The 20775-nt window shown below is 61.2% G+C and carries 27 protein-coding genes; 14 read left to right on the top strand and 13 right to left on the bottom strand.

Annotated features, from left to right (window positions below; all coding sequences use genetic code 11):
- The first annotated feature begins 23 nt into the window (after positions 1–23).
- Entirely contained in the window at positions 24–800 is a 777-nt protein-coding gene (locus ACTIGF_RS04810; RefSeq protein ID WP_439636647.1) for an inositol monophosphatase family protein, read from the top strand.
- Here ACTIGF_RS04810 and ACTIGF_RS04805 read toward each other — a convergent pair.
- Complete coding sequence (locus ACTIGF_RS04805) at positions 797–1162, bottom strand: hypothetical protein (RefSeq protein WP_439635783.1); 366 nt, start codon at positions 1160–1162, stop codon at positions 797–799. The two genes, ACTIGF_RS04810 and ACTIGF_RS04805, sit on opposite strands and share 4 nt — an antisense overlap.
- A 222-nt stretch (positions 1163–1384) precedes the next feature.
- On the opposite strand from ACTIGF_RS04805, the gene ACTIGF_RS04800 reads away from it, so the two are divergent.
- From ACTIGF_RS04800 to rpmE, 3 genes are all read left to right on the top strand, one after another.
- On the top strand, positions 1385–2398 hold the full coding sequence (locus ACTIGF_RS04800) for a hypothetical protein (RefSeq protein ID WP_439635782.1): 1014 nt from the start codon (positions 1385–1387) through the stop codon (positions 2396–2398).
- A gap of 3 nt (positions 2399–2401) precedes the next feature.
- On the top strand, positions 2402–3418 hold the full coding sequence (locus ACTIGF_RS04795) for a peptidoglycan -binding protein (protein ID WP_439635781.1): 1017 nt from the start codon (positions 2402–2404) through the stop codon (positions 3416–3418).
- A 193-nt stretch (positions 3419–3611) separates the two neighbouring features.
- Positions 3612–3833, top strand: coding sequence for a 50S ribosomal protein L31 (gene rpmE / locus ACTIGF_RS04790; RefSeq protein ID WP_107712276.1), 222 nt, complete (start codon positions 3612–3614; stop codon positions 3831–3833).
- Between the two features lie 183 nt (positions 3834–4016).
- Here the strand turns inward: rpmE and rcdA are convergent, their stop codons facing one another.
- Positions 4017–4529 (bottom strand): protease adaptor protein RcdA, encoded by a 513-nt coding sequence (gene rcdA / locus ACTIGF_RS04785; RefSeq protein WP_439635780.1) that lies wholly within the window; start codon positions 4527–4529, stop codon positions 4017–4019.
- An 80-nt stretch (positions 4530–4609) separates the two neighbouring features.
- On the bottom strand, positions 4610–4810 hold the full coding sequence (locus ACTIGF_RS04780) for a DUF1192 domain-containing protein (RefSeq protein WP_375548109.1): 201 nt from the start codon (positions 4808–4810) through the stop codon (positions 4610–4612).
- Between the two features lie 66 nt (positions 4811–4876).
- On the opposite strand from ACTIGF_RS04780, the gene ACTIGF_RS04775 reads away from it, so the two are divergent.
- Positions 4877–5860 (top strand): NAD(P)H-quinone oxidoreductase, encoded by a 984-nt coding sequence (locus ACTIGF_RS04775; RefSeq protein ID WP_439635779.1) that lies wholly within the window; start codon positions 4877–4879, stop codon positions 5858–5860.
- Between the two features lie 166 nt (positions 5861–6026).
- Positions 6027–6686, top strand: coding sequence for a DUF1013 domain-containing protein (locus ACTIGF_RS04770; RefSeq protein WP_439635778.1), 660 nt, complete (start codon positions 6027–6029; stop codon positions 6684–6686).
- A gap of 77 nt (positions 6687–6763) precedes the next feature.
- On the opposite strand, the gene ACTIGF_RS04765 is transcribed toward ACTIGF_RS04770, so the two are convergent.
- The 3 genes from ACTIGF_RS04765 to ACTIGF_RS04755 form a co-directional block, all read right to left on the bottom strand.
- Positions 6764–7582, bottom strand: a complete 819-nt coding sequence (locus ACTIGF_RS04765; protein ID WP_439635777.1) for an SDR family NAD(P)-dependent oxidoreductase — start codon at positions 7580–7582, stop codon at positions 6764–6766.
- 90 nt (positions 7583–7672) lie between these two features.
- Positions 7673–8542 carry a tetratricopeptide repeat protein gene (locus tag ACTIGF_RS04760; RefSeq protein WP_439635776.1) on the bottom strand — a complete coding sequence of 290 codons (870 nt, stop codon included), beginning with the start codon at positions 8540–8542 and terminating at the stop codon, positions 7673–7675.
- A gap of 83 nt (positions 8543–8625) precedes the next feature.
- The gene (locus tag ACTIGF_RS04755) at positions 8626–8796 is read right to left on the bottom strand and encodes a DUF465 domain-containing protein (RefSeq protein WP_375548114.1); all 171 of its coding nucleotides are present in this window, start codon (positions 8794–8796) and stop codon (positions 8626–8628) included.
- A gap of 106 nt (positions 8797–8902) precedes the next feature.
- Between ACTIGF_RS04755 and ACTIGF_RS04750 the strand changes: the two genes are divergently transcribed.
- The 3 genes from ACTIGF_RS04750 (at position 8903) to ACTIGF_RS04740 (ending at position 10331) form a co-directional block, all read left to right on the top strand.
- On the top strand, positions 8903–9517 hold the full coding sequence (locus ACTIGF_RS04750; RefSeq protein ID WP_439635775.1) for a UbiX family flavin prenyltransferase: 615 nt from the start codon (positions 8903–8905) through the stop codon (positions 9515–9517).
- Positions 9514–9999, top strand: a complete 486-nt coding sequence (locus ACTIGF_RS04745) for a TIGR02444 family protein (RefSeq protein ID WP_439635774.1) — start codon at positions 9514–9516, stop codon at positions 9997–9999. Before ACTIGF_RS04750 ends, ACTIGF_RS04745 begins: the two co-directional genes overlap by 4 nt.
- Before the next feature lie 122 nt (positions 10000–10121).
- On the top strand, positions 10122–10331 hold the full coding sequence (locus ACTIGF_RS04740; RefSeq protein ID WP_439635773.1) for a YdcH family protein: 210 nt from the start codon (positions 10122–10124) through the stop codon (positions 10329–10331).
- Positions 10332–10353: 22 nt separating this feature from the next.
- Here ACTIGF_RS04740 and ACTIGF_RS04735 read toward each other — a convergent pair whose 3' ends face one another.
- A complete protein-coding gene (locus ACTIGF_RS04735; protein ID WP_439635772.1) occupies positions 10354–11085 on the bottom strand; it encodes a GGDEF domain-containing protein in 732 nt (243 codons plus the stop codon).
- A 266-nt stretch (positions 11086–11351) separates the two neighbouring features.
- Between ACTIGF_RS04735 and arsH the strand changes: the two genes are divergently transcribed.
- The 3 genes from arsH to ACTIGF_RS04720 all read left to right on the top strand — a co-directional run bounded on the left by arsH (position 11352) and on the right by ACTIGF_RS04720 (position 13772).
- Positions 11352–12077 carry an arsenical resistance protein ArsH gene (gene arsH / locus ACTIGF_RS04730; protein ID WP_439635771.1) on the top strand — a complete coding sequence of 242 codons (726 nt, stop codon included), beginning with the start codon at positions 11352–11354 and terminating at the stop codon, positions 12075–12077.
- An 88-nt stretch (positions 12078–12165) separates the two neighbouring features.
- Positions 12166–12675 (top strand): 5-(carboxyamino)imidazole ribonucleotide mutase, encoded by a 510-nt coding sequence (gene purE, locus ACTIGF_RS04725; RefSeq protein WP_439635770.1) that lies wholly within the window; start codon positions 12166–12168, stop codon positions 12673–12675.
- A gap of 2 nt (positions 12676–12677) precedes the next feature.
- Positions 12678–13772: a 5-(carboxyamino)imidazole ribonucleotide synthase gene (locus tag ACTIGF_RS04720; protein WP_439635769.1), complete on the top strand. Its 1095-nt coding sequence runs from the start codon at positions 12678–12680 to the stop codon at positions 13770–13772.
- On the opposite strand, the gene ACTIGF_RS04715 is transcribed toward ACTIGF_RS04720, so the two are convergent.
- Positions 13764–15197 carry an ATP-binding protein gene (locus ACTIGF_RS04715; protein ID WP_439635768.1) on the bottom strand — a complete coding sequence of 478 codons (1434 nt, stop codon included), beginning with the start codon at positions 15195–15197 and terminating at the stop codon, positions 13764–13766. The genes ACTIGF_RS04720 and ACTIGF_RS04715 overlap by 9 nt on opposite strands.
- A gap of 99 nt (positions 15198–15296) precedes the next feature.
- A complete protein-coding gene (locus ACTIGF_RS04710; RefSeq protein WP_439635767.1) occupies positions 15297–15971 on the bottom strand; it encodes a COQ9 family protein in 675 nt (224 codons plus the stop codon).
- A gap of 183 nt (positions 15972–16154) precedes the next feature.
- On the opposite strand from ACTIGF_RS04710, the gene rpsU reads away from it, so the two are divergent.
- On the top strand, positions 16155–16421 hold the full coding sequence (gene rpsU, locus ACTIGF_RS04705) for a 30S ribosomal protein S21 (RefSeq protein WP_439635766.1): 267 nt from the start codon (positions 16155–16157) through the stop codon (positions 16419–16421).
- 119 nt (positions 16422–16540) lie between these two features.
- On the opposite strand, the gene ACTIGF_RS04700 is transcribed toward rpsU, so the two are convergent.
- Entirely contained in the window at positions 16541–18010 is a 1470-nt protein-coding gene (locus ACTIGF_RS04700; protein WP_439635765.1) for an ABC transporter permease, read from the bottom strand.
- 2 nt (positions 18011–18012) lie between these two features.
- Positions 18013–18960, bottom strand: a complete 948-nt coding sequence (locus ACTIGF_RS04695; RefSeq protein WP_439635764.1) for an ABC transporter ATP-binding protein — start codon at positions 18958–18960, stop codon at positions 18013–18015.
- Positions 18961–19079: 119 nt separating this feature from the next.
- Between ACTIGF_RS04695 and ACTIGF_RS04690 the strand changes: the two genes are divergently transcribed.
- The gene (locus tag ACTIGF_RS04690; RefSeq protein ID WP_439635763.1) at positions 19080–19481 is read left to right on the top strand and encodes a DUF1499 domain-containing protein; all 402 of its coding nucleotides are present in this window, start codon (positions 19080–19082) and stop codon (positions 19479–19481) included.
- Here ACTIGF_RS04690 and ACTIGF_RS04685 read toward each other — a convergent pair.
- Both ACTIGF_RS04685 and ACTIGF_RS04680 read right to left on the bottom strand, forming a co-directional pair.
- Positions 19478–19978, bottom strand: a complete 501-nt coding sequence (locus ACTIGF_RS04685; protein ID WP_439635762.1) for a DinB family protein — start codon at positions 19976–19978, stop codon at positions 19478–19480. The two genes, ACTIGF_RS04690 and ACTIGF_RS04685, sit on opposite strands and share 4 nt — an antisense overlap.
- 173 nt (positions 19979–20151) lie before the next feature.
- A complete protein-coding gene (locus ACTIGF_RS04680; protein ID WP_439635761.1) occupies positions 20152–20772 on the bottom strand; it encodes a class I SAM-dependent methyltransferase in 621 nt (206 codons plus the stop codon).
- Positions 20773–20775: the final 3 nt, after the last annotated feature.

The raw sequence follows: 20775 nt of genomic DNA, 5'->3' as shown, positions 1-20775 counted from the left end.
TCTTGGCTCAAATTTCTGCACTGATGCAAGTCATGACCGACGCGGTCCGCAAGGCGGGCCGCCGTCTGGCGCGTGACTTTGGCGAAGTCGAACACCTTCAGGTGTCCAAGAAAGGCCCGGCGGACTTCGTCACCCAGGCCGACATGAAATCTGAAGAGATCCTGTTTGACATCCTGTCCAAGGCGCGGCCCGGTTATGGCTTCGTCATGGAAGAGCGCGGCGTCGTCGAGGGGACTGACAAGTCCCATCGCTGGATCATTGATCCGCTGGACGGCACGTTGAACTTCATGCACGCCCAGCCCCATTTCGCCATTTCCGTGGCGTTGGAGCGCGAAGGCGAGCTGATGGCGGGCGTGGTCTATAATCCCGCCACCGACGAGTTGTTTCATGCTGAAAAAGGCCGCGGCGCGTTCATGAACGACCGTCGCCTGCGGGTGGCCGAACGCCGCGACCTGCATGACTGCGTGATCGCCACCGGCATGCCGTTCTTCGGCAAGAAGGGGCATGCCCAGTTCCTGAAGGAATTGCACCAGATCATGCCGATGACGGCCGGCGTGCGCCGCTATGGCGCGGCCTCGCTCGACCTGGCCTGGACCGCGGCGGGCCGGTTTGACGGCTTCTGGGAACGCAATCTGAAATCCTGGGACATCGCCGCCGGTCTTGTGCTGGTGCGAGAAGCGGGCGGCTATGCCGGCGCGATCGATCCCGGCACGGACGTGCTTGAAACCGGCCATATCGCGGCCGGTAATGAGTTCGTCATCAAGGAACTGCGCGAAAAACTGGCGAGCGTCGCCGGTTAGGCTTGCGCATTTTGACCGCTCTGCGTGGCGCGATGGCTTTCAGGCCAGGCGCCGCGCGGAACGTCCAGTGTGCCTTTCATGGCCCGATCCGGCGCGGGCACTGCAACGCCATAGGCCCAGAGCTCTGAATGCACGCTTAGAAAACCCGGCGTGACGATAGCCCTGAGCGGCATGGGCGGTTGCGCGCTGGCAACTCGGCTTTCAAGCGCGAGCGGCACGATGCGGCACCCGTTCTTTTGGGTCAGAACATCGCCATCGACCGACAGGCGCGCCTGCGCCCATCCCCACAGCGTGTAGCCGCACTCCAGCACGATGTCGTGCTGGTTGATCCGATAAATCCAACGCTTCAGTCTGAGCGGCATGACGGATCCGGTGCTGCAGTGCAACATTTGCAGTTATATGGTTAATCCAGGTTCAGGTTTCAGGCAAGATGAAACTGGCGATTGCGACGGGCGCCAGAGAAGCGCTGAGGGTCTTCACCCGGCCCCATCACCGCCTCATTCCCGCCAAGACCCTTGCGTTTGATAGCGGCGTAGGCCAAGCCTGCAGGGAAGCTGACGCGTCAGATGAGGGAGCCGCATCGCATGGCTGATCCGAAAGAACCGCGCCGTAAGGCCCGTTTCACCGGACCGGGAAACTACATTCTCTGGATGGTGGTGTTTCTCGCCGTAGTGCTGGCGCTCGCCGCCGCGCTGAACCAGCCCCTGATCCTGGCGTTTGAAGCCAATCCGGCCATTAACGGCCTGATCCTGGGTGTCCTCTTCATCGGCATTCTGTACACCTTCCAACAAGCGCTCGCCATCGGGCCGAGCGCGCGCTGGCTGGTGCGCCTGAATGAAGCCGATCACCCCGACCAACTTCCCAATCCTCCCGCTCTGATTGCCCCCATGGCGGCGTTGATCACCGATGCGGCGGACGGCCGGTCGCGCCTGTCGGCGGCGTCGGCGCGCGTGGTGCTGGATTCCGTCGCGGCGCGGATGGCGGAAAGCGGCGCCTTCACGCGCTATTTCGGCCGGCTGCTGATCTTTCTGGGCCTGCTGGGCACGTTCTATGGCCTGCTGCTGGTGGTGTCGGATGTGGGTGATGCGGTGCGCGCCGTTTCCGCCACGTCGTCTGGCGCAGGCGAGACTGACGCCATGGCGCTGATGAGCGCCATCGAAGAGCCCATCGCAGGCATGGGCACGGCCTTCGCCTCATCCCTGTTCGGTCTGGCCGGGTCTCTGATCATCGGGTTTCTGGAATTGCAGGCGAGCCGGGCTCAGAACCGGTTTTATAACGAGGTCGAGGAATGGCTCTCCACGATTTCGCGCCTGTCCAACGCCGGCCCGCAAGGCGCCAGCCCGGACGAGGCGGGCGGTTCCGGCGCCTATGTGGGCGCCTTGCTTGAGCAGAGCGCGGATGCGCTGGACCGGCTGACCCACACGCTGGAGCGCCATACCCGCCAGCTTGAAACCATCATGACCCGCTTTGCGGACGACGCGGCGGAAAGCCAGCGCGAGAGCGCGCGTCTCCTGCGCGACGAGATCAAGGTTCTGGTGCGGGCGCTGGAAGCGCAGGCGCGCCTGAACCGTGAACGCGGCTCGGATCGGAACGAGTAGACCATGTCTCTGCCCCGGCATCTTCAGTCCAGCCAGAGCGATTCCGGCGATTACTGGCCGGGATTCGTTGATGCGCTTGCAACCTTGCTGCTGGTCATCGTTTTCTTGCTGGCGGTGTTCACAGCGGGACAATTCGCGTTGTCCCAGGCGCTGACCGGACGCGATGAGCAATTGGCCGAGCTGAATGGACGGCTAGCCACCCTGGCGGAAGAACTCAACCTTGCGCAGAGTGAGAATGAGCGTTTGAGCTTGCGGGTCAGCGTGCTCAATCAGGAAAACGGCGCGCTGCAAGAAACCAATGCCGGGCTCAGCTCCCAGATCGCAGGCTTGCAGGAGGGTCTCGCCGCAGCGCGCGCGAGCCTGGCGGAAGAAGAGGCCTTGTCTGAGGAGGCGCAGGCCACGGTCGCGCTTCTCAATAACCAGATGGCGGCCCTGCGCGAAGAGCTGGCGCGGCTCAATGAGACGCTGAACGCCTCTGAAGCGCGTGAGGCGGAGCTGGAAGCCGAAGTGGTCAATCTGGGCCGACGTCTCAATGCGGCGCTCGCCAGCGAAGTGGCGCGGCTGGCCCGCTATCGCTCGGAATTCTTCGGACGGTTGATCGAGGTTCTGGGCGACCGGTCCGGCGTTCGCGTGGTGGGCGATCGGTTTGTGTTTGAAACCGATGTTCTGTTCGCCTCCGGCTCGGCCGAGTTGAGCGAAGAAGGCCGCAGCTCGCTTGCGCCCATCGCGGATGCGATCATCCAGCTGACGGATGAAATCCCCGATGACCTTGATTGGGTGCTGCGGGTGGACGGGCATACCGACCGGGTGCCGTTGGGCCCCAACGCGCCGTTCGAGTCCAACTGGGAGCTGTCCACAGCGCGTTCTTTGTCGGTTATTTCCTATTTTGAAAGCCGGGGCGTGCCGCCTCGCCGCCTGCTGGCCGCCGGTTTTGGACAGCATTACCCCATTGCGGAAGGCCGCACCCAGGAGGCCTATGCCCGCAACCGCAGGATCGAGCTGAAACTGACCTCGCGTTAGGGGTTTGTGAACCATAAATGCAGCTCATCGGCGATTAAGTTTTCGGTAAGTCCTTGTATTTGCGCTATCTGACTCAGGGCGCTTGAAACAGTCGATTTCGGGGTGTATACACCGCGCCTCAATTCATGCAGATTTCCACTTGTGGGCGGCTCTAACGGCCGCCTTCAAGCGTAAAGAGGGCCGGAGCGGCACGATGAAACAGGACATTCACCCCGACTATCACTTCATCGAAGTGGTGCTCCCGAACGGATCGCGCTTTAAGACTCGTTCTACCTATGGTAAAGAAGGCGCAGTGTTGCAACTGGACATTGATCCGTCCACGCACCCGGCCTGGACTGGTGGCAACCAGACCCTGCTGGACCGTGCGGGTCGCGTGTCCAAGTTCAAAGACAAGTTCAAAGGCTTCGGCGTCTAAGGCCCTATCCCCCCTCGATCGGGCAGAGCTTGGCTCCGTTGAAGTCTTTCGAGGAACGCCCGCAGTCTCCCCTCGGCTGCGGGCGTTTTTCTCGCCTGCTCGATACGCCTTGAGGGTGTGTTGAACAAAAAACGGCCGCTCCGAAGAGCGGCCGTTTTTTTGTCTCTGAATGCAGCTCGGCTCTTAGCTGTCCGAGAAGGCGGCGCTGAGCTGAGAGAGCTGGTTGGCGACCGGATTGTCCGCCAGTTTTTGCTCGGCTTCAAACAGGGAATCGTCAAGACGCATCAGGCGTTCATGCAATTCACGCGCGCGCAGGGCCAGATCGCCCAGCCGCGGCGGGCAGGGATCATCCCCGGCGGGCCAGCTCGGCGGGCTGAACTTGTTGGGGGACAGACGGTAGCGCTCTTCGGCGGCTTCATCAGCGTTCATATCGCCTTCGGCGACGGCGCGCTGGGTTAGCAGCCAGGAGGCGCATTGCATCAATTGTGTGGTCAGCCCCATGGATTCAGACGCATAGGCCAGCGCGCCCGACCGACCCAGGCGCCTGGCGTCGTCGCGGCCCGGCCCGTCCAGATAGCTGGCGGTTTCCTCCACGAGATCCATGCCGTCGCGGAACAGGCGACGGAACATTTCAGAATCCGCAAAATCGGAAACTCGGGCGGCAGTGCTGGCGGCGTGAGGCGTGACCGGGGTCATATCGTTATCCGTGCTGTCTCGTTACGCATCATCTCAAGAATGTATAGGAACTCTTAAGCAAGGCTGAGGCCAGACGCTCATCATGAGGCGCCAGGCGGGCTGAAAAAGGCCTCTGCAGCCGACAGGCCGGCCTTCTTGTCCTTGATCGCGCTTTCTGTCCGGGCCATCTCTTGGCGCAAGGTTTCGAGCCGCTCGGTCAGTTGTTCGACACCCAGATCGCTCAAATCCTCGCCCGGGGTGATAGCCTCGGTGCGGGAGGTCAGCGGTTCATCTTGAAACATCAGCGCTCTCCTCTCTTGCAGACAAGGCGGCTGATACTAGTGCATTCACCCTTCGGAGTCCCGTTCATGGTTGAGAATTCCTCGCGCATCGTCGTCGCTCCCGAACCGGGCGGGCCAGACAAGCTGGTGGTGAAAACCATCAATCTGGCGCCGCCTGCGCCGGGCGAGGTGCTGATTGATGTGGCCGCCGCCGGTGTGAACCGACCGGACGTATTTGAGCGCATGGGGTTTTATCCCGCCCCTGAGGGCGCGCCTGAGGGGCTTGGGCTTGAAGTCTCCGGTACAGTCCGGGCGCTGGGCGAAGGCGTGGCAGGCTTCGCCATCGGCGACCCGGTCGTGGCCCTGGTGTCAGGCGGCGGCTATGCCGATGTGGCGCGCGCCAAGGCGGGCAGCGTCCTGCCCGCACCAGACGGGATGGAGCTGACGCAGGCCGCGGGGCTGCCGGAAACCGTCTTCACCGTCTGGACCAATGTGTTTGACGCCGGGGCGCTGAAACCCGGTGAGCGGTTCTTGGTGCATGGCGGCGCCAGCGGCATCGGCACCACGGCGATCCAGATGGCCAAGGCGCACGGGGCCCATGTGATCACCACGGCGGGCGGCGCGGAGCGGGCGCAGCTTTGCCGCGATCTGGGCGCGGATCGCGCGTTTGACTATCACGCCGAGGACTGGTCCGCCGCGATCAGCGCGGAAGGCGGCGCCGATGTGATTCTGGACATGGTCGGCGGTGATTATGTGCAGAAGAATCTCAACTGCCTGAACCGGAAGGGGCGTCTGGTGATGATCGCCTTCCTGAAGGGCAGCCGGGTGGAGGTGGATCTGATGGGGTTGATGCTCAAACGCCAGACCCTGACCGGCTCGACCTTGCGCGCCCGGCCCGATGCGGAGAAAGCTGCGATTGCTCAGGCGGTTCACACCCATGTCTGGCCCTGGATCGAAGCAGGCAAGGTGCGCCCGGTCATTGATTCCACCTTTGCGCTTGATGAGGTCGCCAAAGCCCATGCGCGCATGGATGCAGGCGGGCATGCCGGCAAGATCTTGCTGGTTCCCTAGCGCCTGACGGCGGCGTGTCAGGGGTGTTTCCAGCGCGCCACAAGCGCGCTATAAGGAGGAACACACTTTCCCTCTTCTATCGTGAACGGCGTGATGAGGGGCGGTCGACGGCGACAACCCGGCGGTCCGCGCCGGGTTTTCTTTTGTTACGTGTACGAGGACTGACATGGCCGAGATTCTCATGCCCAAGGCGACGGCGGTTTGGCTGGTGGACAACACCGCGCTGAGCTTTGAACAGATCGCCGACTTCACCGGCCTGCACCATCTTGAGATCAAGGGCATTGCAGACGGCGATGTGGCCGCTGGCGTGCGCGGCGCGGATCCGGTCGCTTCAGGTCAGCTGGACCGTGAAGAGCTGACCAAGGCGGAAAAGGATCCGTCCTACCGCATGAGCGCGTCCAAGCCGAAATACGCCGAGTTCCAGGAACGCAAGAAAGGCCCGCGCTACACCCCGCTGTCGCGCCGGCAGAACCGTCCGGACGCCATCGCCTGGCTGGTGCGCAATCACCCTGAGCTGACCGATCCGCAAATCTCCAAGCTGATCGGCACCACCAAGACCACCATCGAGGCGGTGCGTGAGCGCACGCACTGGAACTCGCCCAACATCAAGCCGACCGATCCGGTGACGCTGGGTCTGTGCACCCAGATCGATCTGGACGCCCAGGTCTCCAAGGCGTCCGCCCGTCGCAAGCAGATGGAAGAAGACGGTCAGGTGATCATCGAGGAAGACACCCTCAAGCCGGCTGACGATCAGGACGGTGAAACCTCAAACTCGCCGACCACGCTGGATGAGCTGTTCGGCAAGCCCAAGGGCGACAGCGATTAATCTCGGCCCTGCGCCGTTCGCAACAGAAAAAGCCCGGCTCTCAGAGCCGGGCTTTTTTGTGGGCGCTGGCAGCGCGCTCAGTCTTCGTAGTCCTCGGGCCGCATGGTGTAGTTGAGCGCCAGGCGTCCGCCGTCGGCGTAAATGCATTCGCCGGTGACATAGCTGGCGTCCTTGCTGGCGAGGAACCAGGCGACGCCGGCGATTTCGTCAGGATCGCCCAGACGGTTCAGCGGCGTGCGCGACAGGATGCGCTTCATCGCTTCACGGTCGTCGGCCACAGCCTTGAGAATGTCGGTGTTGATGGAGCCCGGCCCGATGGCGTTCACCCGCACGCCCCAGGGCGCAAGCGCCAGGGCCATGGACTTGGTCATCTGGTTGAGCGCGCCTTTGCTCATCGTATAGGCGAGCTGGTCAGGCAGGGAGACCACGGCGTTCACCGAGCTCATATTGATGATGGCGTAGCGTTTGCGGCAATCCTCTGCGCGCGCCTGCTCTTCCTCGATCTGTTCGACCATCTGCTTGGACGCGGCCTTGGCCACCAGAAAGGCGCCGCGCACATTGACCTTCATCACGGCGTCAAAATCATCCGCCGTCAGATCCATCACATCGCCCTTGGCGAGCGTGGCGGCGTTGTTGACCAGGATGTCCACCCGGTCAAAGGCGGACCGGGTCTCCGCCATCAGATTGGCGACAGCGAGTTTGTCGGACACGTCGCAGCTGACGAACAGCGCGCGTTCCTTGCCGGCGTTGAGGGTCTCAACAAGGGCTTCCCCGGCATCGTCATCAATGTCGGCGACCACGACCCGCAGGCCTTCTTCGACAAAGCGCCGGGCGCAGGCTGCGCCGATGCCTTTGGCGCCGCCAGTGATGATGGCCACACGATCCGAGACCGCCATGGGTATGCTCCATTTCCAATATGTCGCCGGCGATCAAACAGATGCGCGAGAGCCCTGTAAACCGCTCAGTCAGCCTTTGTGTTGAAGGCTTTAGGGCGTGGCGCCGAAGACGCGCTCATAATCTTGGGTGATTTCAGGGTCGTCAGGGGATTGCGCGTAGGCGCGGGCGTACAGGGCATGCGCCTCTTCCGTTTCGCCGATTTGTTCCAGCGCAGCGGCGAGCGAATGCGTGATGGAGCCTTCTTCCGGCGCGGCTTCGGACGCGGCGCGGCAGGTCGTCAGAGCATCGGCGGCCCGTTCGGCCCGCACCAGCGCCCAGCACAGCGCGTTCAGCGCGCCCGGATCGTCAGGCTGCAGGCTCACCGCTTCACGCGCATCCTCGATCGCCAGCGTGCTCATGCCGAGCTCGACGAAAGCGGCCGAGCGACCGATCCAGGCCGCAGCGTAGGACGGTTCGGCGCGCACGGCGGCGTCAAAAGCGGCGACAGCTTCGGCGTCGCGGTCCAGATCAAGATAGGCGGAGCCCGCCAGCACGGCGGTGAAGCCGTCTTCGGGAATGCGCGCCAGGGCGATTTCGAGATCAGGCAAGGCGTCTTCAGGGCGGTCCAGCTGCAGATAGGCGGCGGCGCGATTGCGGCGGATCAGCGGATTGTCCACATCGCCGTCATTGGCCTCCACCAGGGCGAAAATCTGGTTATAGGCGATCAGCGCCTCTTCGGAGCGTCCGGAAGCCAGATAGGCGGCGCCGAGCCGTGTGCGCAGTTCGGCCTCCTGCGGCCAGTCGTAAAACTGCTCGGCGAGACAGGCCTGGAAGGCGGTGATTGCGGCGTCCGCTTCATTCTCGGAGAGCGCAGCGTATCCGTCAGGGCAGAGTTGCTGACGCGCGCTTTGGGCGTAACCGGCCTGGGAGAACAGTCCCAGCATCGCAGAAATCGTCAGCAGGCGGAGAAGATGAGGCACGACCGTACTCGATTGTCAGCGGATCAAAAGAAAAGGGCGGACGCGTGGTCCGCCCTTTCCGGTCAGGCTAGCAGGATGTCTGGTTATTGTCGTCGCCTGAGGGCTTCAATCTCTTCTTTAAGTTTAAGCTTTTGTTTTTTAAGGGTGGCGACCGCGAGGGTGTCGGTGGAGGGGCTTTTCATCTGCTCGACAATCTGATGATCCAGCTTGTCGTGGCGGGCGTCCAGTTCACGAATACGCGCGTCAGTGGCCATATATGCCTCCCTTGCTCTAGGACTCACATTGAACCATCTGATAGCGCCAGATGACAATTCAAAATCGGTTGCGACATTTTATCGGAGTTAATCAGCAGTGACGGATATGACCCCAGATCGGCTTGTGGTCGGGATTTCCGGCGCGTCTGGCGTGGTTTACGCCATGCGTGCGCTTGAGGCGCTGAAAACCTTAGGTGTGGAAAGTCATGTGGTGGCCTCCAAGGCGGCCGAGATGACCCTGTCCTACGAGATGGGTGAAAAGCCCAGCGTGCTGCGTGAAAGCGCCGACATGCTCTACAAACAGGCGGATGTGGGCGCGCCGATCGCGTCAGGCTCGTTCAAGACCCGCGGCATGCTGATCGCGCCGTGTTCGGTGCGTACGATGAGCGAGATCGCCACGGGCGTGACGTCCTCTTTGCTGACCCGCGCGGCGGATGTGGTGCTCAAGGAGCGCCGCCTTCTGGTGCTGATGGTGCGTGAAACCCCGTTTCATCTGGGCCATCTGCGCACCATGACCCAGCTGGCGGAGATGGGCGCGGTCATCATGCCGCCGCTGCCCGCATTTTATGCGCATCCCAAAAGCGTTGATGACATCGTCAATCAGTCGGTGGGGCGGGCGCTCGACCTGTTCGGACTGGATTGGGACGGCACAAAGCGCTGGGGCGAGGATCTGGAGCAGGGGCGCCGCCCGCAAGCGCGGACGCGGGCGCCGTCCGAATGAGCGCTTTCTGGACTTTCTCCGTCAAACTCTATGGCAAGGACGGGGTCAAACCCGCCTGCCTGGCGCTGCAGGCGGCGGGCATGGACGTGAATGTGGGGTTGTGGATCGTCTGGACGGTGATGAACGGGCGCGATCCGGGACCGGCCCTGGGGCAGGCCGTGGAGCTGTCTGCGCTGTGGAGCGCGCGCGTGGTCAAGCCGCTGCGCACATCGCGTGACCACCTCAAGCAACCGTTTCAGGGCGTCGAGGAAAACGCAGCCCTCGCCTTGCGTCAGAAGGTTCTGGCGGCCGAGCTCGAGGCGGAGAAACTTGAGCAATATGCGCTTGAATCGCTGGCTCAGGCCTGCCCGGAAAACCGCGAGGAGGATCGCCGCACTCTGGTCCTGCGCCGGCTGGATGAATATGCCGCCCGTTGCGGCGCGGCGGGCCAAACTGCGACCGCCTTTGTGGAAAACATTTTCGAGACGAGCAAAAATGTGTAATATGGGCGTCCTCGAAATGAAGTGAGCGCAAGCGACACGCTTTTTGCGCCCGAGGTCTTTTCGATAATCTACTCAGCCGGATATGACCGGCCTGTGTCTGATTGAAAGGGTCGATCTGGACAATGGATGGCGAGTTCGACGAAACCGCGCTCAAGCGCCAGCTTGAGGATTTACAGCTTGAGCACCGGACACTGGACGAGGAAGTCTCGGCGCTCGCAGCCTGCGGCGTCGCCGATCAGCTCAAACTGGTCCGCCTCAAGCGTCGCAAGCTGTATCTGAAGGACGAGATTTATCGTCTGGAAGATATCCTGAACCCCGACATCATCGCCTAGAAGCGCTTTGCGGGCGCGCGTCCTAGCTGGCGGCGCGATCCTTGGCGGCTTGTTTGTGCGCGTACATGGCCGCATCCGCCGCCGCGATGGCGTCTTCCACCGCTATGCCTGATGAGAGCGGGTGCACGCCCCAGGCGGCGCCCAGGTCAAGCTTTTGCCCTTTGTGGGTGATGGCGCTGTCCGAAATCGCCTTTGAGAGATCGCGCGCCTTCTCCTTGGCGGCGCTTTCAGGCGTCAGGGTCAGCACGATGCCGAATTCATCGCCGCCCAGCCGTCCGACGGCGTCGGTTTCCCGCACATGATCGGTGATCAGAGTTGCGACCTGTTCCAGTGCGGCGTCGCCAGCGGCGTGACCATGCTGGTCATTGATCTGTTTGAAGCCGTTGAGATCGAGATAGATCAGGCTGGAGGGCGCGTCATGGCGCTCCGCCAGCGACAAGGCCTTTGAGACTTCGCGCAAAAAGGCGCGGCGGTTCAGCACCGGCAGGAGGGCGTCCCGGTCCGCCAGGCTTTCCAGCTCGCGCATGCGTCCGCGCAAGGCCTCGGTCTCACGACGCAGCTGGTCGACTTCACCCATCAAGGACAATAGGGCGCGCTGGACATTGGGCGTCAGCTCGGCTTCCGGTACGCCCATGATGGAGGCGCTGTCGCTCGGCGCGCTCGTCCCCCGCGGCGCAGCCTCGCTGCGCCGGGTCTCCTCGCGGCGACCCACAGGGCCGGCGCCGGCGAGCGGACCGCCGGATCGTATTCGCATGTCGCGGGCTCCATTACACGGGTCTTTCATCCTAAGCCTCGGCGCGTGTGGTAAAAAAACCGTTCATTCCTGAGTGGGCGGACCGAGTTTCAATCGGGCCGGGATCAGGTTTCGGCGCGCTTCAACCCAAGGTCATTGCACCGGGGCGGGACGCGGGCAGAGCGCATGACAGCTCATAGTCATTTCAGAATGCCTTGAAGTTCTCAGCAGGTTCTTTTATTTCAGATTATCCTGAAGTTTTGAGCGATTTAAAGCGGAGAGCCTGCGTGTCTGATGTCCAAACTGGGGATATTCCCAATCTGGCGCCTGATAGCGTCGCGCCGATCCAAACAGACGTTCTGGCGCCGCGCGGGCGTTTCACGCACAAGCCGCGCATCTTGCTGATGTATGGCTCGCTTCGAGAGCGCTCCTTCAGCCGTCTGGCGGTTGAGGAAGCGGGGCGCCTGCTCGCGATGTTCGGCGCAGAGACCCGCATGTTCCACGCAGACGGTTTGCCGCTGCCCGACGACGCCGGGGCTGACCATCCCAAAGTGGCGGAGCTGCGTGATCTGGTGACCTGGTCTGAGGGCATGGTCTGGTGCAGCCCCGAACGCCATGGCGCGATGACGGCGGTGATGAAGGCCCAGATTGACTGGATCCCGCTGGCGCTGGGCGCCGTGCGTCCCACCCAGGGCAAGACCCTGGCCTTGATGCAGGTGTCAGGCGGCTCGCAAAGCTTCAACACCCTCAACCAGATGCGGGTTCTGGGGCGCTGGATGCGGATGATCACCATCCCCAACCAGTCCTCGATCCCCAAGGCGTTCCTGGAGTTTGACGAGGCGGGCCGGATGAAACCCTCGGGCCTTTATGACCGCATTGTCGATGTCATGGAGGAGCTGGTGAAGTTCACGCTCCTGACCCGCGAAACCGCCGACTATCTGGTCGACCGCTACTCAGAGCGCAAGGAAACCGCCGAGGAATTGATGGCGCGGGTGAATCAGGCCGCGCTCTGAATACAGTGCAGAATGGGGTTTTGCTTGACCGAAAGCGCGCCACAGTTAAGTTGACGTGCTTTCCAATCGCCTGTCAGGCAAGGCTATTATGAGCGAAAGCAATTCGAGCGGCGCACAGGCCGCTCCCATCTCCATCATCATGGGTTCGCGTTCGGACTGGCCGACCATGAAGGCCGGCGCGGATCTGCTGGATCAGCTGGGCGCGGCGTATGAGACCAAAGTGGTCTCGGCGCACCGGACGCCGGACCGTCTGGTGGAGTTCTCCAAGTCTGCAGCCGATCGCGGCGTGAAAGTGATCATCGCGGGCGCGGGCGGCGCGGCGCACTTGCCGGGCATGGTGGCGTCGATGACGCATCTGCCGGTGCTGGGCGTTCCGGTGCAATCGCGCGCCCTGTCGGGCCTGGATTCGCTTTTGTCGATCGTTCAGATGCCCGGCGGCGTGCCGGTGGGCACGCTGGCCATCGGCGAGGCGGGCGCCAAGAACGCCGCCATTATGGCCGCCTCCATAGTGGGCCTGTCTGATGACGCCCTGATGGACCGCCTGAAAGCCTATCGCGCGTCACTGACGGAGTCGGTGGCTGAGAGCGTCGAGGACTGACCATGGCTGACGCGCTCGCGCCTTGCGCCCGGATCGGCATTCTGGGCGGCGGCCAGCTGGGCCGCATGCTGGCGCTGTCTGCGGCGCGGCTGGGGCTGGACGTGGTGATTTTCGATCCCGAGCCTGATTGCCCGGCGAGCCGGGTGGCGGTGGAGACCATCACCGCGGCTTATGATGATCTGGACGCTGTGGCGCGCTTCGCCGCCAGCGTCGACGCCGTCACCTATGAATTTGAGAATGTGCCCGCCGCCACCGCGGCGGCGGCGGCCGAGCATGCGCCCTTGCGTCCGGGGGCGATGGCGCTGGACGTCGCTCAGGACCGCGTGACGGAAAAAACCTTCCTCAATGAGCATGGGGCCCAGACTGTGGCGTTCCGGCCTGTGAGCACGCTTGAGGAGCTGCAAACGGCGATTTCAGAGCTCGGCCTGCCGGCCATTCTGAAAACCCGGCGTTTTGGCTATGACGGCAAGGGCCAGGCCGTGATCCGCGAGATGTCGGACGCGGAAGACGCCTTCGCCGCCATGAACGGCCAGCCCGCCATTCTGGAAGCCTTCGCGGATTTCACGGTGGAGCTGTCCATCATCGCCGCCCGCGGGCTTGATGGCGAAGTCGCCGCCTATCCCTTGTCCGAAAACCGGCATTCCGACGGCATTCTGCGCGAAAGCTTTGCGCCTGCCGAAATCAGCGATGAGCTGTCCGGCCAGGCCTTCGCCATGGCCGCCAGCGTGCTCAAGGCGCTTGAGTATGTGGGCGTGATGGGGATGGAGCTGTTCGCGCTGAAAGACGGAACGCTGCTGGTCAATGAGATCGCGCCGCGTGTGCACAATACCGGTCACTGGACCCAGGACGCCTGTCATGTCTGCCAGTTCGAGCAGCATATTCGCGCCGTGGCCGGCTGGCCGCTGGGCGATACGGCGCCGCATTCGTCAGCGCAGATGATCAATCTGATCGGACATGACGCGGATGGCTGGAAGCACTGGCTCGTCAGCCGCAAGGCGGTGCTGCATCTCTACGGCAAGCGCGAAACCCGCGCCGGCCGCAAGATGGGCCATGTGAACGTGCTGGGGCCGCTTAGGAATATTAATCACTTACTTTGAGCTTGGCTCAAAATTCCTAGTAATGTTTCGTCCCACTGTATAGCAGTAGAGCGCGCTTGGAACGATTTCCATATTAATCCCATTGAGTGTTTCTATTGATGAATGAGATTTGGTTGTGAATGAGAGACTTTCTATGGAGCCATGTTTTGAAAGAAGGTGTCGAACGTTTTTAACGCTATCATTAAATGAAGACTGTATTCTGTCAGACCATTTTATTTCTACTATCCATGAGGGTTTCTGGTCTTCCTTAGCAAGGTATACCACATCGACTTCTCCTTCATTCTTCCAGCGAGCATAACGCAATCTAGAAAAGCTAGGTGAATGTTGCCACTGTGAGAAAATCGCTGCTTCCGCGAGATGACCTATGCGAGTTGAATCGTCTTCTTGTACTGGAGCAAAAAGTGCTGCTCGCATTGAGGGATTGTTCAGGTATATCTTGAAGTTTCGTTCTCTTTGTAGAGACCTGCAATTTTCGTCTACGGTTGGTAGTTTTATGATTAAAAATGCGCTCTCTAAATATTCCATGTAACGCTTGATAGTGGGTTTGCTGATCCCACTGCTCTGGGAGAGCTTTTCGTAATTCGCCTCTGAACCTGTGTTATAAGCAATAAATGAAAATAGTTTATTTAACTCCTGAATGTTGCTAATGCCATATAGATTGGGTAAGTCCTTGAGTAGAACTTTGTCAATTATGTCATTCTTAACAAACTGATCGACGTTGCTTCGAATGCTTTCGTTTATAACTACCTCTGGGTAGCCACCATAATTCAAATACTCTATAAAAGATTTATTGAGCTCCTGAATATTTGAGCACGTATATCGGTGGTGGCCATAATCTTCGTCGAAGGTTTCTGTAATCAGCTCGTCATTTCGACCTGTGAAAACAAGAAACTCATGGAATGTAAGGGGCGGAAGAACAAAGTCAGTAAACCTGCCAGCGCCGGATTCTTGGCTCTTCAGCTTTAATGCGGCGGCTGCGGATCCTGTTGCAACAAATTTTACATTCGGATACGCATCAACTAAATCTTTTAAATGCCTCTCCCAATCCTGCAGATATTGAATTTCGTCGAATATAACAATAAAGTTTTCAGTATGATTGTAGTCGATATATTTTAGAAACTTTTCTAGTGCCATTCCCGCGTATACAGGTGCATCAATACTAACATATAAAATATTTTTTTGCGGAAAAGACTCGTCTAGTGCTTTGGATACTAACTGTTTTGCTATGACTGTTTTCCCCACTCTTCGTGGGCCTAGAAGTACGGATGCTCTTCTAATTGAAAAATTTAAAGCTTGGTCTGAGAAGCTCTCAAAGTATACACGTCGACCATATGCAGCCTCCGGTATGGCATTTTTCCCGCCATGCCACCAAGGGTTGTCACGTGATATTCTTGCAGCGATGTCATCTTCAGAAATTTCTAGCATGCAATAAGTAAAGTCAACTTTATCAAACCGTCAACTCACAAAATATGATATATTTATCATGTACTTAATCTGTGTGATTTGGAATCACGTTGACGGGCTCTAACGCGCCCGCCGCATCCCGTAGCGCAGATCGCCCATCATCGCGGTCAGGTCAGGGAAGTTCTTGGTGATCTTTCGGACCTGACCCTTCGCCTTTTCAAACTGCATGATGTTGTCGATGCGGCGTCCAAGAAATTCAGCCGTCTTGGCGCGGTCCTCGCTGTCGTCTTCCAGCCAGATGGCGAAAGTGGACGCGTAAACGCCAGAGAGAATCGCCCGTTTGGAATAGAAGTTTCCGTCCGTGCTCGTATCCCCGATCGCGCTCCAGATCATGTGCGATGTGGCCCAGACCAGACGGGCGCCGCGATCAATCCCATCCGGCAATAGAAGGCGGGCGCGGGCGCGGGCTGCGGCCTCTTCCTCACCGTCATACTGCGCCAGTCGGACCAGAACGCCCTGGCTGACCTTGTCGCGAATCCGGTTGGCCGGGTTGGCCTCGATCTCGGCGCGGGCGGCGTCGTCACAGCGCCGCGTCCAGGTCTCGATCACGTCGAGAATCCCTGCCGGGCAATAGAGTTGCACCTCGCCTTCGCTCAGGCCTGCGTCCCTGGCGGCCTGGGCGAGGGTGGCCTCGCTCCAGCCGTCAAAGGCGGCGTTAGGCAGGGCGGCGTCCACCAGGGCGTTGCGGGCGGCCTGGGCGCGGGAGGGTGCGGAGTTTTGTGCTTTTGTGGTCATGATGGTATATCTAGTGCGCTCTAAGCCTGACGTCACGGGGCGTTTCGCCGCGCTCTGTGCTGGACAGGGGCTTTCATACCCGGTATATCGCCCGCCTCTGTTGGAAGCGATCCGGCGCGGACGTGGAGCCACGCGGCTCTTTGTGTTCGCGTGAGCTATACGTTTCAAAGTCCGGAGCGGGCTTTGAGCACCTATTCGAAGGGAGAGATTACCATCGTCCAGATCGTCGTGCGCGATAACAACGTTGAGCAAGCGCTCAAAGCGTTGAAAAAGAAGATGCAGCGGGAAGGTACTTTCCGCGAGATGAAGCGCCGCAACCATTACGAAAAGCCGTCTGAGAAAAAAGCGCGCCAAAAAGCGGAAGCGATCCGTCGCGCCCGCAAACTGGCTCGCAAGCGCGCCCAACGTGAGGGCCTTCTGCCCAAGCGTGGCGGCAGTGCTCGCCGCTAGGACGCTGCGCCGGGCTTAACCGCTCCAAAGCAGACACGAAAAACCCCGTACGCATCGCGTACGGGGTTTTGCTGTATCTGAGCATGCCTGAGAGAGCGGCGAAGCCTGGGCGTTTCCGCTCAGGCCTTTTTCTTGCCGCCCATCTTCAGGAGTTTGCGCACCGAGTCCGCATTGGCGTGGCCGAGCGCGCCCTGACGGAACACCGCTGCGGCGCCCCACAACACCAGGACAGTGGTCGCCACCATCAGCGCGCACGCGGCTGCGAGCTCCCAGAAGGGCGGATCGGTGGGCAGGCGCGCCATCATCACGAACGGCGTCCATAGCGGCACCCAGGAGCCGATCTGGATCACCATGGAATCAAGCGCATTGATCGAGAACACGATGATCAGCATGGGCAGCATCAGGATCCAGATCACCGGGCCCATCAGCGTCTGGGCGTCCTGCAGCGTGTCGCACAGCGACCCCATGGCCAGGAAGATCGCGCCATACATCAGATAGCCGCAGGTGAAGAAGAACAGACCCGCGAGCAGCAGGCCCGGATCAAATACGGACGTCAGAAGCTCGAGAAGGTCAGGATCCACGGAGGCGAGGGCCGAGCCGCCGAGCGTGCTCAAACCGACGCCCACCCCGCCCCAGACGGCGAACAGCGTGACAGAAACGCCGGCCACGCCCACCAGTTTGCCTAAGAGGATGTCTTCCAGGCGTGCGGTGGAGAGCAGCAGCTCGATGATCTTGCCGCCTTTCTCCTCGATCATGGAGGTGAGCAGCATGTTGGCGACTGAGAACACCGCCATCCACAGGATGAAGGCGAGGCCCAGCGCCACGAAGAAGGGCGCACGATCGGCGAAGGTCACTTCTTCCTCTTCGCCTGCATCGCTGTTGACATCGAGGCTGGTGACCAGAGGCCGGATATCGAGAATGGCGTTGATCTCGTCAGGGTCGAGCCCTTCGCTGACCAGTGCGGTCTCACGCATATGGGCGCGCAAGATATTGCGCACATCGCTGCGCAAATCATTGTTTGTCAGGTTGGCGGACAGATAGACCAGCTCCAGACCCTGCTCGGGATGGGGGCGAATGAAGAAGGCTGCGAACAGCGATTTCGGCCCTTCCGGGGTGTCCACGGTCTGATCACCCGACAGATAGGCGCGCAGGGCCTCGACAGTCTGCGCAGGCGGGTCGACCTGCACCGCCTTGGTGCGGCCGGCCTCAAGCGCGCTGGCGGCGTCTGACAGCCCCACAGCCTGCAAGGCGTCCTCGGCCCGACTGACGCCGTCAGGGTCTTCATCGAAAATGGCGAGCGCCCGCGCGGCGGCGTCATCGCCGCCCATGCCGCGGGCCATCATCTCGATGGCGCCCCGGACGCGCTCGCGGCGTTCTTCAAACCGGGTCTCTTCGATCAATTGATCCAGGCCCTGGCCGGTCTCGTCGATGACGGTGAAATAGCGCACCGGCTGGCTCGACTGGATCAGGGCCGGGGTCAGACCGCCGATGGCGGCGAAGATCGGCACGGCCAACAGCGACAGCCAGAAGCCCCAGGTGGCGACATAAGAGAGGTATTCGCGGCGGGCGATCAGGTATGCAGCGCGCATGATCAGGCCTCTTCGCTGACGGTTTCGACCGCATCCTCGCCCACCAGGGCGACGAAGGCGTCGTGAAGATGGGGGCGACGGGGCTCGAACCGGGTCAGCGGCACGCCCGCCTGCACGCAAGCGCGCAGCACGTCCTGCGCGTCCACGCCGGGCTTGAGCGTCAGGTGCAGGTTGAGGGCGCCGTCGGGATCGGCTTCCAGCGTCTCCACCTCGCCCATATCGGCGATGACTGAGGCGAGATCAGACCCTGCCGCGGCGCCCAGCGTCACCTGACGCGGCACGCGCGCGAGGGCTTCGTCCACCCGGCCGTCAAAGACTTTCTGGCCGCGCGCCATCAGGATGATCCGGTCACACAAGCGCTCGGCATGCTCCATCACATGGGTGGAGAACAGGACGGTGCGGCCCGCTTCGGCCTGCTCGCGGATAACCTGTTCGAGCATGGCCTGGTTCACCGGGTCGAGGCCCGAAAACGGTTCGTCGAGAATGATGAAGTCGGGCTCGTGAATGATGGCGGAGATGATCTGGATCTTCTGGGCCATGCCCTTGGAGAGTTCCTTGATCTTCTTGGTCGCCGCATCCTTGAGGCCGAAGCGTTCAAGATAAATCAGCGCCCGGCGGCGGGCTTCGGCGGCGGACAGGCCTTTGAGACGCGCAAAGAACACGATCACGGCTTCGGCGGTCATCTTGCGATAGACGCCGCGCTCTTCTGGCAAAAAGCCGACCCGGTCCATGCTCATGGCGGTGGGCGCGCCGCCAAACAGCGTGACGCTGCCTTCATCAGGGGTGATCACCCCCAGCGACATGCGCAGCGTGGTGGTCTTGCCGGCTCCGTTCGGACCCAGAAAGCCGGTAATGTCGCCTTTACGGGCCTTGAACGACACATTGCGCACGGCGGGCTTGCCGGCGAAAGTCTTGCTCAGACCGTCCACCTCCAGGGCGTATTCAGTCATCAGATTGGATGCTCCCGAAACACATTTCCTCAAGGTTTAGGGTGATGCGCAGGGGTAATCCAGCTATGAATATGCGAAGTGAATCGTACGCGATGGTGTCGCGCAGGATGGAGTGAGCCATGGCCGACCGAGCTTTCCCGCTGGATTTTGCGACCCTGGTCCCCGATGCGCGACCGCGGCGCTGGCTGGTGCTGCCGCCGGGGTTTGACGCGGCCGCCTCGCCTGATCAGGACTGCCCGGTCTTTGAGCAAACGCCAGAGGCGCTTCTGGAGGCCTTCAAGGCCGTCGCCCTGGCTGCGCCGCGCGTGACCCTGGTGCGCGAAGAGGCTGGCCAGGTCGAGCTGGTGCAGCGCTCGAAACTCTTTCGCTTTCCCGATTACATCACGGTCCAGGCCTTTGAGGCGCAAGGCGGCGCCGCGCTGGCGATCTATTCGCGCGCTGTGATCGGCTATTCCGATATGGGCGTGAACCGCAAGCGCATCAAAGGCTGGCTTGAAAGCCTGCAGGCGGCGCTGACCTAGGCGGTCGGCAGGGCGAAATACAACAGGTCGAGCGAGGGCGGCTCGGCCACGCCCAGCTGGCGCAGGATGTGGGTCGCCTGTCCGCGATGATGGGTCTGGTGGTTGAACACATGGGTCAACACCACGCCCAGCGGCAGGGCTTTGGCCTCGCCGCGCGTGTTGACGTATTCCAGCGTGTCATCAAGCTGATCGGCGCGCACTTCGGCCGCATAATCCATCAGCCGCTTGTCCTCGACCTCGCGCGCTTCGCGCAGATCTGAGAACTGGTCAAACAGCGTGGCGTCCAGACGGTCGGGCGCATCGCCTTCGCCGGTCAGGCGCTTGAGCCAGATCCGGTCCGCCGTCAGCATGTGATTGAGCGTGCCGTGCAGGCTGGTGAAATAGGCTTTCACATCCCGTTTGCGCTCAAAATCATTCAGCGCCGTGGCTGCGTCATACAAGCGGGCGTTCGCCCAAGTGTTGTAGGCCGCCATGCGGGAGGGGTGGCTGTAAAGCATTGCTCTATGACGTCACTTCTGCAGACGGCCCATCAGGATGCGGCCAGGGAGCCTAAGTGTAAGCAGGCTGCTCCACTTGGGGCCAGAGCGGTTTCAGAACGCTGACCTAGCACTTTGTTATTGATGGATCATCGCCCTGTAAAGACGAACCATCGGCGCATGGACACGCCCGATTAGCGCAACCTGGCCGCCCCGGCATAGTTGAAGCTGGCGAATTTCGGGCTTTTGGGGAGATAGTCCGCCGTCATGTCCGTGATCGAAAACCCAGCCGCTTCGATCAGCGCATCCGGACGCCGGGTCAGATGGCATCCGCCGCCAATGGGTTTCCACACCGGTTCGATGATCTTTTGCCAGCGCTGCACGCCCGGATCTGGCGCGAGGCCGTGCTCGGAGAACAGCAGGCGCCCGCCCGGTTTCAGCACCCGGCGCATTTGCGCCAGAGCCGCGTCCACATCGGGGATGGTGCAAGCGGTATAGGTGAGCACCACGGTATCCACGCTGTCATCATCCAGCGGGATTTCTTCACCCGGCAGGTCAATCAGCTCCACCTCGACCGGGCAGGCGTCAATCGCCGCAGCGGCCTTGCGGCGCATACCTTCCGAAGGTTCCAGCGCGAAGACGCGGCTGACCTTGCCTGGATCGTAGAACTCCAGATTGGGACCGGCGCCGAAGCCCACCTCCAGCACGCGCCCTTCGGCTTTGGGGACCAGAAGCGAGCGCTGTTTCATGATCTGCGGCGCGCCGCAGGCGCAGCCGATCAGATGGGGCAGGATGTGGTTTTCATAAAAGGACATGCG

It is taken from the genome of Oceanicaulis sp. (assembly GCF_051859625.1).
Taxonomy (GTDB): Bacteria; Pseudomonadota; Alphaproteobacteria; order Caulobacterales; family Maricaulaceae; genus Oceanicaulis.
The sequence above is the reverse complement of the archived record's forward strand: the minus strand, read 5'-3'. Positions and strand labels throughout refer to the sequence as shown.